The 18375-nt window shown below is 50.1% G+C and carries 12 protein-coding genes and 1 tRNA gene; 3 read left to right on the top strand and 10 right to left on the bottom strand.

Annotated features, from left to right (window positions below):
• Nucleotides 1-90: 90 nt before the first annotated feature.
• A complete protein-coding gene (locus AM1_RS09650) occupies nucleotides 91-1251 on the top strand; it encodes a phosphoserine transaminase (RefSeq protein ID WP_012162649.1) in 1161 nt (386 codons plus the stop codon).
• A gap of 83 nt (nucleotides 1252-1334) precedes the next feature.
• Here the strand turns inward: AM1_RS09650 and AM1_RS09645 are convergent, their stop codons facing one another.
• Entirely contained in the window at nucleotides 1335-1706 is a 372-nt protein-coding gene (locus AM1_RS09645; protein WP_238549213.1) for a hypothetical protein, read from the bottom strand.
• 36 nt (nucleotides 1707-1742) lie between these two features.
• Nucleotides 1743-2033 (bottom strand): hypothetical protein, encoded by a 291-nt coding sequence (locus AM1_RS09640; protein WP_238549212.1) that lies wholly within the window; start codon nucleotides 2031-2033, stop codon nucleotides 1743-1745.
• 188 nt (nucleotides 2034-2221) lie between these two features.
• Here AM1_RS09640 and polA point away from each other — a divergent pair, with 188 nt between their 5' ends.
• Entirely contained in the window at nucleotides 2222-5173 is a 2952-nt protein-coding gene (polA, locus tag AM1_RS09635) for a DNA polymerase I (RefSeq protein WP_049783717.1), read from the top strand.
• 109 nt (nucleotides 5174-5282) lie between these two features.
• Here the strand turns inward: polA and AM1_RS09630 are convergent, their stop codons facing one another.
• From AM1_RS09630 to AM1_RS09615, 4 genes are all read right to left on the bottom strand, one after another.
• On the bottom strand, nucleotides 5283-7757 hold the full coding sequence (locus AM1_RS09630) for an acyl-CoA dehydrogenase (protein ID WP_238549211.1): 2475 nt from the start codon (nucleotides 7755-7757) through the stop codon (nucleotides 5283-5285).
• Between the two features lie 283 nt (nucleotides 7758-8040).
• On the bottom strand, nucleotides 8041-9222 hold the full coding sequence (locus tag AM1_RS09625; protein WP_012162644.1) for a thiolase family protein: 1182 nt from the start codon (nucleotides 9220-9222) through the stop codon (nucleotides 8041-8043).
• Between the two features lie 41 nt (nucleotides 9223-9263).
• The gene (locus AM1_RS09620) at nucleotides 9264-11648 is read right to left on the bottom strand and encodes a 3-hydroxyacyl-CoA dehydrogenase/enoyl-CoA hydratase family protein (RefSeq protein WP_012162643.1); all 2385 of its coding nucleotides are present in this window, start codon (nucleotides 11646-11648) and stop codon (nucleotides 9264-9266) included.
• A 37-nt stretch (nucleotides 11649-11685) separates the two neighbouring features.
• The gene (locus AM1_RS09615) at nucleotides 11686-13728 is read right to left on the bottom strand and encodes an AMP-dependent synthetase/ligase (RefSeq protein ID WP_012162642.1); all 2043 of its coding nucleotides are present in this window, start codon (nucleotides 13726-13728) and stop codon (nucleotides 11686-11688) included.
• A 283-nt stretch (nucleotides 13729-14011) separates the two neighbouring features.
• Here AM1_RS09615 and AM1_RS09610 point away from each other — a divergent pair, with 283 nt between their 5' ends.
• On the top strand, nucleotides 14012-14152 hold the full coding sequence (locus tag AM1_RS09610; protein ID WP_012162641.1) for a ribbon-helix-helix protein, CopG family: 141 nt from the start codon (nucleotides 14012-14014) through the stop codon (nucleotides 14150-14152).
• Here the strand turns inward: AM1_RS09610 and AM1_RS09605 are convergent, their stop codons facing one another.
• The 4 genes from AM1_RS09605 to AM1_RS09590 all read right to left on the bottom strand — a co-directional run bounded on the left by AM1_RS09605 (nucleotide 14153) and on the right by AM1_RS09590 (nucleotide 18224).
• The gene (locus tag AM1_RS09605; RefSeq protein ID WP_012162640.1) at nucleotides 14153-15025 is read right to left on the bottom strand and encodes an alpha/beta hydrolase; all 873 of its coding nucleotides are present in this window, start codon (nucleotides 15023-15025) and stop codon (nucleotides 14153-14155) included.
• Nucleotides 15026-15355: 330 nt separating this feature from the next.
• A tRNA-Ser gene (locus tag AM1_RS09600) sits at nucleotides 15356-15442 on the bottom strand.
• A 34-nt stretch (nucleotides 15443-15476) separates the two neighbouring features.
• A complete protein-coding gene (locus AM1_RS09595; RefSeq protein ID WP_012162638.1) occupies nucleotides 15477-17750 on the bottom strand; it encodes a ComEC/Rec2 family competence protein in 2274 nt (757 codons plus the stop codon).
• Nucleotides 17751-18224 carry a cupin domain-containing protein gene (locus AM1_RS09590; protein ID WP_012162637.1) on the bottom strand — a complete coding sequence of 158 codons (474 nt, stop codon included), beginning with the start codon at nucleotides 18222-18224 and terminating at the stop codon, nucleotides 17751-17753.
• Nucleotides 18225-18375: the final 151 nt, after the last annotated feature.

The raw sequence follows: 18375 nt of genomic DNA, 5'->3' as shown, positions 1-18375 counted from the left end.
CTTAGACTAATTTACTTCTAGCAACCCCTGTGGCAAGCGACTCAAGTTCTGCTGCATTTCGATAGTCCTACCCCCAACGTGGAATTTGATATGACGTCCCAACCTAGCCAACGCCCCCAACGTCCCTACTTTTCGTCAGGCCCTTGCTCCAAGCGCCCTGGTTGGAGTCTGGAAGCTCTTAATAATGCGTTGGTGGGCCGCTCCCATCGGTCTGGTCCGGGCAAAGCCCGCCTGAAAGAGGTGATTGATCGGACCAAATCTACTCTCGGTATTCCTGAAGACTATCTCTGCGGCATTGTCCCCGCCTCCGATACGGGTGCGGTAGAAATCGCCATGTGGTCCCTCCTCGGTGCTCGCGGTGTAGAGATGGTGGCTTGGGAAAGCTTTGGGTCTGGCTGGGTGACGGATGTACAAAAGCAGTTAAAACTGTCGGATTGCCGAATCACCAAGGCCGAATATGGCCATTTGCCGGATCTGTCGCAACTGGATTGCGATCGCGACATCGTATTCACCTGGAATGGCACCACCTCCGGGGTCAAAGTTCCCAACGGCGACTGGATTCCAGATAATCGTCAGGGCCTCACGATTGCAGATGCCACGTCCGCCACCTTTGCCATGGATATTCCCTGGGCCAAGCTGGATGTGGTCACTTGGTCCTGGCAAAAGGTAATGGGTGGAGAAGCGGCCCACGGCATGTTGGTTTTGAGCCCTCGGGCAGTCGAGCGATTGGAGTCCTATTCACCTGCATGGCCACTTCCCAAGATTTTTCAGTTAACGAAAAAAGGCAAGCTGAATGCAGCGATTTTCACTGGTGCAACCATCAACACTCCTTCTATGCTCTGTGTCGAAGATGCTTTGGATGGACTGAAATGGGCTGAGAGCCTGGGTGGAGTCTCGGCATTGATCGCGCGTTCTCAAGCAAACCTGACTGCAATCACTAACTGGGTTGACCGCACAGATTGGGTGGATTTCCTCGCCGTCGATCCGGCTACTCGCTCCAATACGTCTATTTGTCTTAAAATCGTGGATCCTTGGTATACGGCTCTCTCTGCCGAAGATCAGGCCAAAGGAGCAAAGCAATTAGCGACCTTGCTAGATAAGGAGGGAGTTGCTTATGATATCGGGTCTTATCGTGATGCGCCCCCAGGACTGAGAATTTGGGGCGGAGCCACAGTCGATACAGCGGATCTGGAAGCCTTGACGCCTTGGTTAGACTGGGCTTACGAACAGATGAAGGCTAGCCACGGTTAATCTGGCGCGGCTGTCTGCTCGTTTTCTACTATCTGTACAAATTCGGATATGGGAGTGTTGTGTCAGTCCAATGCTCCCATCTTTCAAGGAATATCAATTGATAATCCTGACTTTCCAGCAAAAATTTGCTGAAGGCTATTGATAAGGCGAGTCCTCTCTGGGGGCGTCAATTCAAAGTGAAGGTCATAGTGATGATATCCATCCAGAGATATAGCTGTCTTTTCATCCAACGTGGCTGTCATCAAATTGTGAGTTACAGATATTGTCAAATCATCGACGTGACTCACTAGCTGGTCAACGATCATCACCTCAATATGCTCAGAATGAGGAAATCTTGAGAGGGAAAAACAATAATTCTTGGCCTCATCAAAGCAGTAAACGTAGGCCATGTCGTAGTCTGTATCGTAAGGTGAAGCTGAAATCTGGACGACTAGCGCCATCTTTTTATCAGTCATTGCTGGGAAAAGTAAGGGGTGTCAGTCTCTAGAACTTCACTTGATATCCACTAGACTGCCGACTTTCCCATCTTTGAGCGTTACGAGAATGCGATAAGAAGAATTCTTTTGTTTCCAGACGTAAGTCGTTTCTGTGGAGGGTTGTCCTGGAAACTTCTTTACCTTGCCGGGACTGCCCATAATTTTCTTGACGTCTTCATAGGACATATCTAACTTGAGCTGTTTGTATTTCTCCTGACTAACCAGCTCTTTATTTTGGCAGCTGATCAGGAGTAAGGAAGCAAATATCAGACTGCCAAGATACGTGAGACGGTTGTGTTGGGCCATTGTTGCTCGCTGTGATGGAAATAGGGCTGTGAAAGTGACGAAATGCCATAGGCTGAGCCTATTGTTCCCCATAACAGTTTTTCCTTTGACCCATTTGCGCGAGCAGCGAGATGCTGGGTTGGATGAGGAATCGTGTGGAAAGTCTTGTATATCACGGATAAAGCCTTGTAAATCCGTACAATAGGGTCATGACTCCCACCTCTACTTCCCCAGCACCCGCTGCACTTCAGTCTTCTGCAAGCGCAAACTCCAAGCCCACCCTGGTTTTGGTTGACGGACATTCCCTGGCCTTTCGGGCTTACTATGCCTTTGCCAAAGGCCGAGAAGGTGGATTACGAACCTCCACAGGGATTCCCACGAGTGTCTGTTATGGGTTTCTTAAGAACCTACTGGATTTACTGAAGACCGAGAAACCCCATTATTTAGCCATTGCCTTTGACTTGGGGGGACCGACCTTTCGCCATAAAGCCGATGAAACCTATAAAGCCAACCGAGCCGAAACCCCCGAAGACTTCATCCCAGATCTAGAAAATTTGCAAGAGCTTTTGACCGCTATGGATTTGCCCATTGTGGTTGAGCCGGGGTATGAAGCGGATGATGTGCTAGGCACGTTGGCCTATCAGGCGAGTCAGCAAGGATTTAAGGTGAAGATCCTCAGCGGTGATCGCGATTTATTTCAGCTGGTTCAGCCTGACGATCGGGTTCGCATTCTCTATATGAGCAATATTTATAGTGCTGCCTCTCGGAGTGGAGCCCCACCAGGGTCCTTTGGCCCCACCGAAGTCCAGGAAAAGATGGGCGTTACCGTTGAGCAGATTGTCGATTATAAAGCCCTCTGTGGAGACTCGTCCGATAATATTCCGGGGGTGAAGGGGATTGGCGATAAAACTGCCGTTAAGCTGCTGACGGAGTACGGCACCCTCGACAACATCTATGCCTCGGTTGACCAGATTAAAGGAGCCGTTCAGAAAAAACTGATCACGGGCAAAGAGGCTGCCTATCATTCTCAATTTATGGCTCGCATTGTTTTGGACGTGCCTTTAAAGGTGGGGCCAAAAGACTTTGAACTCAAAGGTTTCACCTCGGATAAGGTGTCTCCTGTGCTGGAGAAGCTAGAATTTCAGTCTTTCCTGCGCCAAATTAACCAGCTACAAAAGCAGTTTGGGGGAGAAGCCATCGCCCCACCTGCCCCTACTGCATCTCCGGTTACAGACGATGGAGATGACACCTGGTTTTTTAGTGCTGAAGATACTGAGGCTGTCCAAACGCCGCCACCCCCTCAATTGGTTCCTCGAATTGTGGATACGCCTGCCAAGTTGAAAGAGTTAATCACGATTTTGGAATCGTGCACCGATGGCAATCAACCTGTGGCTTGGGATACGGAAACCGATAGCCTTTCCCCCCGAGATGCTCATCTCGTCGGTATTGGCTGTTGTTGGCAGGGGGAGGAACAGGCGATTGCCTATATCCCGGTTGGCCATAAAGAGGGCGACAACTTAGATCTTGAGACAGCCCTGGAAGGGTTACGCCCCATTCTAGAAAGTGATGTCTATCCCAAGGTGCTCCAAAATGCCAAATTTGATCGATTAGTGTTTCAGTTCCAGGGAATTCAGCTTCAGGGCGTTGTTTTTGACACGATGCTGGCTAATTATGTGCTAAATCCCGAACGTAGCCATAACCTGACGGATCTCTCTCGAAATTATCTGCAAATAACGGCAAAAAGCTATAAGGAATTGGTCAAAAAAGGGCAAACCATTGCCGACTTGTCCATTACCCAAGTAGCAGAATATTGTGGATTAGATGTATTCACCACCTATCAGCTAAGAGAGAAGCTGGAAGCTGAACTGGCTGCGATTCCCTCATTGCATGGCCTATTTCAGGAAGTAGAGCTGCCTTTGGAAGCGGTGTTGGCGGTGATGGAAACATCAGGCGTTCGCATTGACCAAGAGTATTTGCAAACCCTCTCTACCCAATTAGAGGCTGATCTCCAGCGATTGGAGGCCGGGGCGTATGAGCTAGCCGGAGAAATCTTCAATTTAGGCTCCCCTAAGCAGTTGAGTGAAATCCTGTTTGGCCGCCTAGAGCTGGATGTTAAGAAGTCCCGCAAGACCAAGCTGGGCTACTCTACGGATGCCGCCACTTTGGAAAAACTGCAGGGTGATCATCCGATTATCGATGTGCTGTTGGAGTATCGAACCTTAGCTAAACTCAAATCCACCTATGTGGATGCGTTGCCGATGCTGGTTAGGGACGATACCCACCGCATCCATACGGACTTTAATCAGGCGGTGACTGCGACGGGACGCCTGTCTTCCTCGAATCCCAACTTGCAGAATATTCCCATTCGGACTGAATTTAGCCGTCAAATCCGAGCCGCATTTATTCCCGAATCGAGCTGGATCCTGATGGCAGCGGATTATTCCCAAATTGAGCTGCGGATTCTTGCCCACCTCAGCCAAGAGCCACGGCTATTAGAGGCTTATCGGAATGGTCAGGATGTTCACACTCTGACGGCCCAATTGCTGTTGGAAAAAGATCAGATTGCAGCCGAGGAACGACGATTAGCGAAGATTATCAACTTTGGTGTTATCTATGGCATGGGCCCCCATCGGTTTGCCCGTGAGGCTGGGGTTAAATATAGCGAGGCCAAAGACTTTATTCAGCGGTTCTATGATCGCTATCCAGAGGTTTTTGCCTATTTGCAGCGGATGGAGCGAGAAGCGGTGAGCCAAGGTTATGTGGAAACGATTCTTGGACGCCGACGCTATTTTGAGTTTGATAGTCGGGGCTTGAAAAAATATCGCGGTAAAGCTCTAGAAGAGTTAGCAGAAGTCGATCTCAGCGATATCAAAATGAGTAGCTATGATCGAGGTCTGCTGCGGGCAGCAGCCAATGCTCCCATCCAAGGGTCTAGTGCTGACCTAATTAAAATTGCCATGGTTCAACTCCAGGCTGCTCTTGAACCCTATAAGAGTCGACTGCTGATGCAGGTTCATGATGAATTAGTGTTGGAAGTCCCTGTGGATGAAGTGGACGATGTGCGATCGCAAATCAAAACCACAATGGAGACGGCACTCCCCCTCAGTATTCCCCTGGTAGCTGAAGTACATACTGGAGCTAACTGGATGGAGGCTAAATAGGCCATAGTCCTGTTCACAAGCTCAAAAACCTTTACACCTTGGGTTCACGGTTGAACTTCCATGAGGTCTGACAGTAGATCTCATGTTTGAAGCCTTGGACCCTGTTTGCCTAACTTCCTGTTACGACCTGTTTGAAAATTGGTGAGTCCACAGCTATGGCATCTCTCTGTTGATACTCCTCTAATGTAAATGAGTCCACTTGAATGGTATTGCTACGTGAGATTTCCGCTTTTTGGAGAGATCTGGCTTCTTGAGTGTTGATGATTCCTTCCTCAAGGGCTTTATCGACCAGCTGCGAAGGTTTGGATGGAGGAAGTTGCCCTCTTGCTATGGCATTCTTAATGGTTTTAAGGATAGAGGCTGTCTGCACTGATAAGCGTAAAGCTTCTTCCAGGCGACCCACCGCTTCTTCAGTGTGATTGGGAAGATAAATATCACGAGTGAGTCGATCCCGTTCCGGCCCAGGCATCAATAGGATCTGAGAAACCTGATGCCCCAATTCATCAGATGGCTCTGTTCCAAGGGGACTCAGTCGCCACAGCCCTAAAATGGGGTGGCGCAGGCCAGCACTTAGGATCGGGAGATTATAGATCACGCCTTCAACTGCCTTTTGAATTTGGGAAAAGGCATACTGCATCGGCCAATGCACTAAGGGTAAATCCTTCACCTGTTGTCCTTCAGCTTCAAAGCGCCGGAGTGTTGCTGACCCCAGATACATCCAGGCAAGCATGTCTGCAAAGCGCCCAGTGAGTTTTTCTCGACGCTTCAGAGAACCCCCCAATGACAGCATGGCTAAATCACTGAAGTTAGCAAAGGTCGCTGCAGCCCAGGCTAACTTGCGATAGTACATTGCCGTTTCGCCTTGGACAGGAGAACGAGTGAGCCGCCCTCGCGTCAGGCATAACAGACCAGCCCGAACGCCGTTACGGACGATCAGGCCAAGGTGAGACCAGAAAGCCTGATCAAAGGCAGCTACATCCGACTGCTCTAAGGCTAAAATCTCATCGTAAATATAAGGATGACTGCGAATCGCACCCTGGCCAAATATCATCAGCGATCGCGTCAGAATATTTGCCCCCTCCACGGTAATGGCAATTGGCATGGCCGTGTAGATATTGGCTAATAGGTTTCGTGGCCCTCGACAAATCCCGGCTCCCCCCAGAATATCCATTCCATCCAGTACGACGCGACGAGCTAGTTCTGTGGTTTGGGATTTTGCGATTGCGGATACCACCGCAGGCTGTTCGCCTTGATCTACTGCGCCACAGGTATAGAGGCGGGCCGCATCAATCATGTAAGTGAATCCCCCAATCCGGGCTAGAGGTTCTTCAACCCCTTCAAAGCGGCCAATGGATAAACCAAACTGTTTGCGGACCACAGCATGGGCACCTGCTACGCGAGCCACCAGTTTAGTCACCCCTGTACAAGTGGCTGGGAAGCTAATCCCACGACCCGCTGCCAGGGTCTGCATGATCATTTTCCAACCCTGACCTGCTTGTTCAATGCCACCAATGATCTGCCCAATCGGGACAATGACGTCGTGGCCTTCTAACGGTGAGTTATAGAAGGGGACGCCCATGGGATCGTGGCGACGGTTATGAATGACGCCAGATGTTTCGGTCGGTATCAGAGCACAGGTAATACCAGGGTGTTCCCCTTTACCCAGAAGATTGTTAGGGTCGTGAAGTTGGAAGGCAAGGCCAAGGATGGTTGCAATGGCACCCAGGGTAATATAGCGCTTGTTCCAATTGAGTTTGAGGTAGAGCTGATCATCCTCCCCCTTAAACACCACTCCACTAGACGTAATGCTGGCCGCATCTGATCCAGCTTTGGGTTCCGTGAGGGCAAAGCAGGGGATCTCTTCACCCCTGGCTAAGCGAGGTAAATAGTGATGTCTCTGCTCCTTGGTGCCATAGCGAAGTAGAAGTTTAGCAGGCCCCAGAGAGTTGGTAACGCCAACTGTCGCCACATGGGTAAAGGAGCGGGAGGCCAGTTTGGCCATTACAGCACTATAGGCCAGATTCGAGAAGCCCAGCCCTCCGTATTCTTCGGGAATCATCATGCCAAAGAACCGCTCTTGTTTGAGATAAGTCCAGACGTCGGGCGGAAGATCCTGGCGCTGATAGATTTCCCAGTCACTGGCCATCCGGCAGACTTGCTCAACAGGGCCATCTAGAAAAGCTTGGATATCAAGGGTGAGTTGGGGATAAGGTTCGTTAAGGATGCGTTCAAAATTGGGTTTCCCGGCGAAAAATTCACCATCGACCCAGACGTTCCCCGCTTCGATTGCAGCTTTCTCCGTCTCTGAAATTTTGGGAAAGATTTTGAGATTTTGGAGTGTTTTTACGACGAAGGACGTGAGTAGTTTTTGGCGAAGCCAAGGGACATTGAACACCAGCGCTACGACGAGAAACAGACTCCATATCCAGATTGGTGGATGGCTGAGGCTGAGGACTGCAGCAGCGAATAGCGACCAGCCCCACAGTGGGACACCGATATATCCCAATAGGATGATTAGGGAGAGGGTGGCGAGTGCGATGATCTCCGGTCGGCCATCCGCCATCACAGTATTGATAACAGTCATAACAACCTCCATGGCAACAGACGAATATTTGATTTAGGACAATCGGCATATCCAGTTGGAGAATTGGACTAGAGAGTTGAGCCGTTTAGCCCTGCATTGCCCCCCCGGCCCCCCAACTTTGGGGGGAGTATGAAGTCTGGAGTTTTACCCTGTATGTGCTGCACGCCTTAATGAGAGCACTCAGAGAGAAGGAAAAGCGAAGTCTCAGGTCTATGCATCTTTCCCCCCAGGATTGGGGGGGTAGGGGGCCAGTGCAAAGCATTGAGCATAGACAGCAAAACAACTACAACATCAAGTTTTCAAAGACACCTGCAGCACCCATGCCGCCTCCAACACACATAGTCACCAGACCATAGCGAATGCCCCGACGCTTCATCTCATGCAGTAGGGTGGCAGTCAATTTTGCTCCTGTGCAGCCCAATGGGTGACCAAGTGCGATCGCACCACCATTCACATTGACAATGCCTTCATCCAAACCTAGCTTTCGCATAACCGCTAAGGCCTGGGCCGCAAAGGCTTCATTCAGCTCAATCAAGCCAATATCACTGAGGGATAACCCCACCTGCTTCAGTACCTTGGGTACTGCCTCCACTGGACCCATACCCATCAGTTCCGGTGGTACCCCTACCACGGAGTAGCCCAGCATTCGGCCTAGCGGTGCAAGGGCCAATTCTCTGACCTTACGCTCACTCATTACAACTGTTGCTGCTGCCCCATCCGACATTTGGGAAGAGGTGCCCGCCGTGACGGTACCATCGACCTTAAAGACCGGCTTGAGCTGAGCTAAGGCTTCAAGGCTGGTGTCAGCACGGGGGCCTTCATCGACGTCGAACACGGTTTGGGTGGTGTGGAGTTGTCCTTCTACTAAGGTGGTTGCCTTGACCATAAAGGGAATAATCTCGTCTTTGAACCGTCCCTTCTCAAGGGCAGCCAGGGCTTTTTGATGCGATCGCAAGGCAAAAGCATCCTGATCAGTTCTAGAAATCTGGAATTCTTCGGCCACATTCTCTGCCGTTAGCCCCATCGATAAATAGGCTTCAGGAATCTCAGACAGTAGATCTGGATTGGGCGTCAGGTAATGTCCCCCCATCGGGATCAGACTCATAGATTCAGCTCCCCCAGCCACGATCACCTCTGCCTGACCTGTCATAATCGCTTGCGTGGCCATAACAATGGTTTGTAACCCCGACGAACAAAAGCGATTCACGGTGCAGCCAGCAACGGAGTGGGGAAGCCCTGCCCGCAGGGCAATCACGCGCCCCAAGTTGAACCCCTGTTCAGCTTCAGGGAAGGAACAGCCGATTATCAGATCATCAACTTGATCGATCTCAAGTTTGGGGACGGTATCTAGTGCGCCCTTAACAGCAACGGCACCCAAGTCATCGGGGCGGCTATGGTGCAGTGCACCTTTGGGGGCTTTGCCAACGGCAGTGCGGACACTACTGACGATATATGCGTTATTCATTTGATGTACCTCGTCTCTTGTGAGGGCTAAGGTTGAGTCTCCTAATTCCGTAAAGACTTTTTCGTTTTCAACGTATGCAGAATCCGTTCCTGAGTTTTCTTCTCTGAGAACAGGGGTAAGAACATGTCACGTTCTAAGCCCAGCAGATAATCATCAGAGACCAACGTTGGTGCTGACAGATCACCGCCTGTCAATACATAGGCCAACCGATTGGCGAGGAAGCGATCATAGTCAGAGATATAGCCTCCTTGCTGCATCTGGTAGGCCGCCGTTTCAAACAGGGCGCGGGCTGGTTTGCCCAACACCTGGATTGCATTGCGTTTGGGTGGGGGGACGTAGCTCTCATGATCTAGGCGCAACACTTCTTCCTTGGCGACGTACAAACGGCGATCGCTATTCATAACAATCTGAGCTGTTGGAGGTAAATATCCCCACGCTTGAGCTTCATGGGCGCTGCTTGCCACCTTTGCCATACCAATATGCTCAAAAGCCTGCTTTAAAAACGGCTGAATATCTCTGGGGGCATCACTGGCAGCCTGTTCAGCAGCCCAAGTCGCCATGGTCATAATGCCACCTGCACCGGGGATAAGACCGACGCTGAGTTCCACCAAACCAATGTAGGTCTCAGCCGCTACCACCACATGGGGAGAAGCCATCACCAGCTCACAGCCACCCCCTAAGATTCGCCCTCGAATCGCTGCCACAATCGGCTTGGGAAAATAGTGAATTCGCAGCATCAGGGCCTGAAACTGATCGAGGAGATGGGCAATGGCACCATGCTCACAATCTGTAAAGACATTGACCTTGTCTTGGTGCGAGAACTTGATCATGTCTGCTAGGTTGGCCCCAGCAGAAAAATGCTCCCCGTCATTACCAATCACCAAGCCGCGATAGTCGCCCGCCTCAACGATATCTAAGGCTTCTGAGAAACCGTCTACTACCACTTGACCGAGGGTATTGCCCTTAGAGCGAAACTCAAACAGCGTTACACCATCGCCAATATCAAGCAAAGCCGCCTCGGCGTTCTGCCACAGTGTTCGGGCTGGATCAGTCTTGAACTGGGCCACCGTCAATTCATCTTGAGGCCCTTCCGTGGGTAGATAGCCATGCAGGGGTTGATAGACAAACCGCTCCCCGTTAGGACCAATGTTTTGATAGAAGCTATCAATCTCGGCAAGCTGCATTTTCTCTACCCACTGGGGTACAACAATCCCGGCGGCCTGCATATCTTGGATCACCTGACTGAAACCAATTGCATCCCAGATTTCAAAGGGACCCAACTGCCAACCAAATCCCCAGCGCATAGCCTGATCAATGTCGAGGGGATGATCGGCAATTTCAGGAATCCGATGGGCACTGTAGCTCAAGATCTTCAGCATCATTTGCCGGAAAAATGTTCCCGCTCGACCGGAATCTTGATAGAGGGTTCGCAGGCGTTCGGGAAGGGGTTTTATTTTGGCAATGGCCTTCCAGTTCCTTAGATGCAGAGACTGGGCCTTTTCGTATGCCAGGGTCTGTGGGTTAACGGAGAGAATATGTTTACCCACTTTTTGATAGAAGCCCTGACCCGTTTTGGACCCGAGATGTCCTGCCTCAACTAAGCGCCTCAGAATCTCTGGCACCTGGAAAACATCACGATTTTCATCGTCGGGGATGGCAGGATAGAGATTTTCAGCTACATACAGTAAGGTATCGAGACCCACAATATCTGCAGTTCGGAAGGTTGCAGATTTAGGACGACCCACCAGGGTTCCTGTGAGCGTATCAATTTCTTCAATGGTGTACCCCTGTTCCGTAAAGGCTCGGATGCCTAACATACTGATAAACACACCAATCCGATTGCCGATAAAGTTAGGGGTATCTTTGGCGACCACGACCCCTTTCCCCAGATGGAGATGTCCAAACCACTTCAGCCGCTCCACAATTTGTGGATCCGTTTCTATGGTGGGAATCAGTTCCAAGAGCTTCAGGTAACGCGGAGGATTAAAAAAGTGTGTTCCTAGAAATCGTCGTCGGAACGAATCGGAGCGACCTGCAGTAATCGCTTGAATGGATAACCCACTGGTATTGGTTGACACCACTGCATCATCGCGAATGTGGCCTTCTAAACGGGCCATCAGCTGTTGCTTGACCTCTAACTTTTCGACTACCGCCTCAATCACCCAATCCACATGGGTTAGGCGATGCCAGTCATCCTCAAAGTTGCCCAGAAGAACGCGGCGGGCTGTTTTTTCGGTAAAGAAAATCGGCGGTTTTTGCTGCAGACCTTTTTTGAAAGCAGCTTCTACAATCGCGTTTTTATGGACGCCAGGCCCAGGCAGATCCAGGAGATAAACCACTAAACCTGCATTGGCGAGATGGGCGGCAATTTGAGTGCCCATCACCCCTGCACCGAGAACAGCAGCGGTCCGAAATGGTTTCAACATAACAGCAAACCTCCATAAATTAGGAAGGAATAAATCCCTAAGAAGCTTCCAACCTCAGCGATGCAGATGTTGGTGGAATAGTGGGAGAAACTGGCTGGGTTATCGCAGGCACAACAGCGCCATATAGTGCTTCAATCTCCTCAGCAAAGGCCGCACAGGTGGCCTCCCGATCGGGTTGTCGAGAGGATGTCAGTAATCCATGCCTAACAGTGAGTGTTTCAGGTATCAGACGAAAGCGTTTCACCCTTGACCACACCGGGAGTTTCTGATTAGCCGCATCGACCAGTAATTGATATTCAGCGATAATCTGCGGATGGTCTACGATCTCGTTGAGAGGAAGATGGACCCCCAGCTTCTTTGCCAGTCTGTGCAGTCTCCGTCGATTGGGGAAAATCAGCAGACCACAGTAAGGGCGCTGGTTACCCACCGCCAAAGCCCAGTCTACTAACGAGGATTGCACGAGATGATGCTCAATACGTTCAGGGGCCACATACTTGCCAGTTGATAACTTAAAAAGACTTTTTTTCTGACCGGTAATGGTCAAGAACCCTTCATCGGTTATCTCCCCATAGTCGCCGGTATGAAACCAACCTTCTGCGTCAATGGCTTCTTGGGTTGCCACTGGATTGTTGTAATAGCCTTTCATCACATAGGGCGCTTTAGCCAAGACTTCGCCATCGGGTGCGATCTCAATTTCAACACCAGGAATAGGCACTCCTACCGTGCCAGCTCGATTCAGTTCCCCGCGATTCACACAAAGCACAGCACTCGTTTGCGTAAGGCCATACCCTTGTAGGACCGGAATCCCTGCAGCAGACAAAACGGTAGCTAACTCTGACTTGAGGGCAGCCCCCCCACAGAGGAGATACCTAAGCCGTCCCCCAAACCCGTTGCGCCACTGGCGATACACTAACTGGTCTGCTAGTTTAAGTTTCCAATCATAGAGTCCATGCGACTGGCAACCCAATTGGTATCTATGCGCTAGATCGATCGCCCACTGGAAAATCATCTGCTGGAAATGGGGCAGGTGATGGCCTCGCTCCAGAATCTTTTGATAGACCTTTTCTAAAAGGCGGGGCACGGTCGATAAGATAGTGGGCCTGATCTCCCGAATATGCTTGACGATTCGTTGGGGAGTCGTGAAATAAACAGTGTGGCCATGGTTCAGGTGCCCATACAGCATGACGCGAGCAAAAACATGGGTGAGTGGCAGAAAAGAAAGGACTGTTTCTTGGGGGCCAGTTCGAAGACCCGGCATAATGCTAAACGCGGCCAGTGCATCCCCTGCCAAATTTTCATGGGTGAGCATTACCCCTTTTGGAAGTTCGCACAGGTAGGGAGCACCATGCTGTAGCCGCTGTCTAAGGGATGTCACTGCCTGAAAAATGGGTAATACCTGGCTTCTAAAGGCCTGACAACGTCCCGTCGCACCAGCAACATAAACTATGGTGGCCACATCTTCAGGTGAAATCTCAGCTCGCAACCGCTTCCGGGATTGGTCTGATAATTGCTCTTGTCCCCATATCCGCAAGGAAGGCAAAGACACAAGTTGAATGCTATCTGGAAGAGTAGTCTGAAGCTCTATCGAAGAATCCTCGCCGAATTTGGAGTCTATGCCATTGGCAACAATAACGAATTTCAGCGTAGATAGCTCATGTAGGCAAGGAGCAATGTGCTGCAGCACCTGTAAATCAGACAGCATAAGGGCTTTTGCACCACTATGCTGCATAATAAACACCATATTTTCTGGGGTTTCACCCATATAAATAGGGACGTTAATCAGGTGGGCCAACAAACTGCCCATATCAGCCAGGCAGAAGTTGACATCACTGTGCATGAGTACGGCCATGCGATCTCCAGCCTCTAGCCCAAGTTCTTTTAGACCCAAAGCGATTTCTTCTGTGGTTGTACGGAATGCCTGTGATGAGACAGGTTCCCAGCCTTCTTTCGTCCAATGATTAAAAGCTTGGGCGTTCGGATGACGCTCGCAGGCTTCATCGAGTAGTGACGGTAGGGTTCGTCCCAAGAGCCCCTGTTCAGACTGCGGGAGTGGGCAGTAAATCTCATGGGGTGTAAACATGATCAGCTAGAGTCGCTAATGACGACTCTCTCTCACAAACGGCGCTGGTTCTCCTCAACCATTTCGCGCTTTCATTGATGTGAGATGGCTTCTGACAAAGCTACGCGGTGTAATTGTTACTCCTGCAGCAACAAGGAGCGTGAGCGATGCTGAAGCACTGCTTGAATAATTCTGAATAGCATCAATACAGCGCGTTCATTGAATTGGAACCTTAAAACATGCTCTAGTGGCGTTGAATGACAATTTTTAAGGTACAATCGCAGTATAGCATATATCTATACATATGGCCCAGAACCAGCTTTGTATAAGAATTCCAGAGCATGAACTAAAAATATTAGACCGCTATGCGAAAAAGACACAACGGACCAAGACCGATATCATTCGTGAATTCATTCGCTCTTTGGAAGAGACCACAAAAGGCTAACTATATGCCTATAAGCTGTCGGTCCTTGTTTTTCTCAAAAGAAGTTAGCTGTTGACGGAGCCATTGGCTCATATCAGCGAGTACTGTTTGGGCATCCAGATCAGCGTGTAAGTCGTGAAAGGCTCCTGGATATTCCAGATGTTGTTTGGTCTTGCTTCCGACCTTTTGAAAAAAGGCTACGCTCTCGGAGAGAGAAGCGGTCTGATCGTTGCTGCCATGGAGCATCAACAGCGGTAGACGGAGATTCGCTGCGTGGGCTTGTAATTCGGCTTGAATGCGGAGAAATTCAGTGGCTAACCGAGCTGTTCCTTGCGTGTGCTGCAGTGAATCCTGAGAATGATCTAGCAGGACGGCTGGATTTCGAGAATTGCTTTCTGGATCGATCCCAGTATTCAGTGAAAACCGTGGCCATAGCTTTGATAGAAGACGTGCTATCGCTAGCTTCCAAGGTGAAATACCGACAACTCTCATGGGTAGACCGGATATCATCATGCCCATCAATCGCTGGGGGGAATGTAGGACGTAATCCAGAACAATCAAACCCCCTAAACTATGTCCCCAGGCAAAGATAGGAAGGTCAGGGTTTCGGTGCTTAACGAATTGCAGGAAGATGTGGAAATCAGCTCTAAACTCTGACCAATGGTTGATATAGCCTCGCTGCCCAGAAGAGTGACCATGCCCTCGTAGATCTAGGCCATATACAGCATGGCCCTGGAGAGTTAAAGCATTGACTGCATCGATGAAGGTATTGCTGTGACTGCCAAGACCGTGGACGATTGCTACTACAGCTTGAGGGGAGCGTTCAGGGGACCAAGCCCGATAGTAAAGAGTGTGCTGCTGTGCTCCGACTAAATATCCTGATTGCATCTGCATAAGAAACCTCCTGACTTCAGGTGCAAATCACACCCTCGATTGGTGGCTGCAGGAGCAGTTTATGCTTGTTGAGTGAAAAGCCAATACTATTATAGCGAATGCGTTATGGGCACTGGATTAGAGAGATAGGGGCCCAAGGAAGATGGTGTCGCCATGATAGATACAATCAGAACGATTGCTAATGAATCGATTTGTTTTTAAATCTGTTACAAGGATGATGGTCTGCTCTTTAGTCTGAACCCATTTAAATTGCCACTCAATGCCCTTAAGAGCACTGCCTGCAGACATCTCAGTCCTATTTAATGGGTATGCTATCAGCTAGATATAGAACGGAGAGGGGGGGATTCGAACCCCCGTTAGGTTTGACCCTAAAACAGATTTCGAGTCTGCCGCATTCAACCACTCTGCCACCTCTCCAGGTTGGTGATTTTGGTTTAGTCTAACGCCTATTCTACAGGGGAGAAGCCGGATTTTCACTAAGGGGGAAGGTGGATTCAAAACCGCGATCGCGAGTCCACTGCACTGCCCCATCTCTGGGCGTCCAATAAACTTTGGAGATTCGGCGTTCTAACTGGCTCAAGCTTTCGGCATCAATATTGCGAGACGTGAGAATAAGAACTTGAGGTTGCAAGTGGTGAATCGCTTCTAGATCAACTTTTGTGGACCACCATAGCACTTGCGGCGAGGGGACTTGGGTCGTTTGCAGCCAAGGTAATAATCCTTGATACCGACCCGAAACCATCAGCCAGTTTTGTTGATTGATAGTGAACTGCAACAGAGTCGGTTGGTGACGCAAGACGCTAATTTGAGTTTGGTCTTGAACCAGTTGCTCACCGACTTGAAGGAAACGTAGCTTTCCCGGTTGGACCTGAGATCCAAGAAGTTGCTCTTGTAGTGCGGTGTTGTTGGTTAAAGAGATGGGAATCAACTTCTTTAGGGAGACCTGCTGGAGTAACGCGGGCCATCCGTCTCTCCAGCGAGATCGTAAGTCTGTGGCTAAGGCCAGATCCACTTGATCAATGCCCTGGCGTTGCAAAAAAGGAACGAGGGTTTGTGATGCGGTGTTGCGATCGCCACTATTCAATACCAGTGTCGATCCGGGTTGCTGGATCACCATCATCGGTGGTGTGGCTCGGTCAAAAATCGTGATTTGGAAGCGATAGACTTGATAATGCCAAATGGGCAGGATGATGATGCCTAAGGCCAAGGTTATCAATAGCGGTAAACGTTGCTTCCAAACGGGTAAGAGCCATGCCGATACCAGCAGCCCATAGAGCAGTACCAATTGCCAAATGGAGAGGGTCCCGAGGGTTAAGGAGGCTCCCGGTAACAGGCTGATCTGAGTGACCAGCCAAATCAGCCCTTGGGTAGGTATCGCCAGCAGCCAAGCCAATAGCCCCCCTGCCAAAGGCCACATTACCGCTACGATACCGCTGCAAAATCCACCTGCTGTTAGCAGAATCAACAGCGGCGTTGTGCAAATATTGGCCAGCAAACAATAAATCGGGGCGATTCCAAACTGATAGAGCTGTAAGGGCAAGGTCCACAGCATAGCGGCAATGGGCACTGCGAATAAGGATGAGATCGCAGGCGGTAACCAATCTAGTTTCTGGGTTAAGGGTGGCACCGTCACGATCAGCCCCAATGTCGCTAAAAAGCTGAGTTGAAATCCTAAATCCCAGATCCATTGGGGCTGGATGACGAGCAGTCCAACGGCCACTACCAGCAATACGCCAACTGGATTTAACTTACGGTTGGCCGTAACGGCTGCCAAACCTGCCATGCCCATTAAAACCGCACGGGAAACCGAGGGCTCAAATCCGCTTAAGAAGATAAAAATGATGAGTCCGATCAGCCCACTGATCAGTTGAGTTCGGGACGAAAGGCGACCTGTGACCTTTAGCAGTCCCGCGAGAATGATGGAAACATGGAACCCTGAAGCGGCTAGTGTATGAGCTAAACCAACTTTGACAAAGCGATTGCGTAGGTTGAACGGTAAATCGACCCGACGATGGCCTAAGACCATAGCGCTGACTAATGCACCTTTTTCAGGTCCCAGGAATCGGGCATGCGATCGCACAATTCGCTGCCGCACAGCCCAGCCACCCCAAGTGCCTCCAGACTGCTTGACCGTAACGGTTTTACCTCGCAAACCTGCGAAAATACCAGAGCGGGTCAGATAATCTTCAAAATCAAAGCCTTGGGGGGTAGCGGAACGGCGAGGTTTGTAAAGATAGCCAGACACTTCTACCCGTTGCCCCGGATGTAGTTTTTGTCCCTGCTTTGGAGGTAAGGATACATAAAGTAAGCCACGAACCGTTTTTTGAGTTGGCTTTGCCTCTAGTTTTAACGCCTGAAGCTGAAACTGAACGGTTTGACTGCGTGTCAAGCGAGGCATGGTTTCGACTTTGCCTGTAACCGTCACTAGCGATCGCGAGACTTCAGGGACGATTCGACTGATATCTCTTGAGCCTGGGGTTGGGGTGCGGACGGAGAAATATAGGCTAGCAAACAGCGCACATGCCAAAGCCAATAACCAAAAGGCCACTCTTGGGCCTCGTCGCCAGGGGTACAAAAGAGGCCAGGGAACTCGCAAACTGATAACTCGCATTCCCATCAGTCCTAGCCCTAAGCCAATCAACCCCAGCCAGCTATAAGGATGAGCCGTGGAGAGTAAGCCGACTATCCAAGCGATGCAGAGAATGGCCCCATTCAACGCCTGCATTTAGATTTCAAATGGCTGAAGATCATCCCAGTTATATAGGTGACGGTCCTCACCATTACGAACTAACCGTTGCCGTAGTTTGGGATAGTCACAGATGTCTACAGGGCGTCGTTCTCCCCCCATCAAATAGACCAAGTCTTGGTCAAAAGGATTAAACAAACTATGGGGTTGGGAAGGGGCTGTAAACCCCATAAAGTCGCCTGGACCGACTTCATATTCAGATTCACCAATGGTGGCAATCCCTTTTCCCGACAGGATATAAATAAATTCTTCTTCTTGGTGATGGTAGTGAAACTGCGTGGTGTCCCTACCCGGCTCTACTCTGACCAGATGAACTCCCAGCCGTTCAAGTCCCACCCAGTCCCCAATCGATTTTGTGTGTCGAATCGCATTAGCGTTTAAGGGATGTTGAAAACGTTGTTCAAGGGACTCTTGAATAGTGGAGGCTTTGACCAAATGAGGCGTGTGAACCATGGATGCACTCCTGAGTCATGTCTGGTGTCCCCATCCCCTCCTGGGGGGGCTTGGAGAGCAGGGTGAGTTTCCCTAATATCCTACAAACAAAGACTGATTTGGGTGAATTTTGCAAGATTCACCTCTTAATCTCTTCAAAAATCAGCGGTGG

The organism is Acaryochloris marina MBIC11017 (genome assembly GCF_000018105.1).
Taxonomy (GTDB): Bacteria; Cyanobacteriota; Cyanobacteriia; order Thermosynechococcales; family Thermosynechococcaceae; genus Acaryochloris; species Acaryochloris marina.
This window is presented reverse-complemented; position numbering and strand designations above follow the sequence as displayed.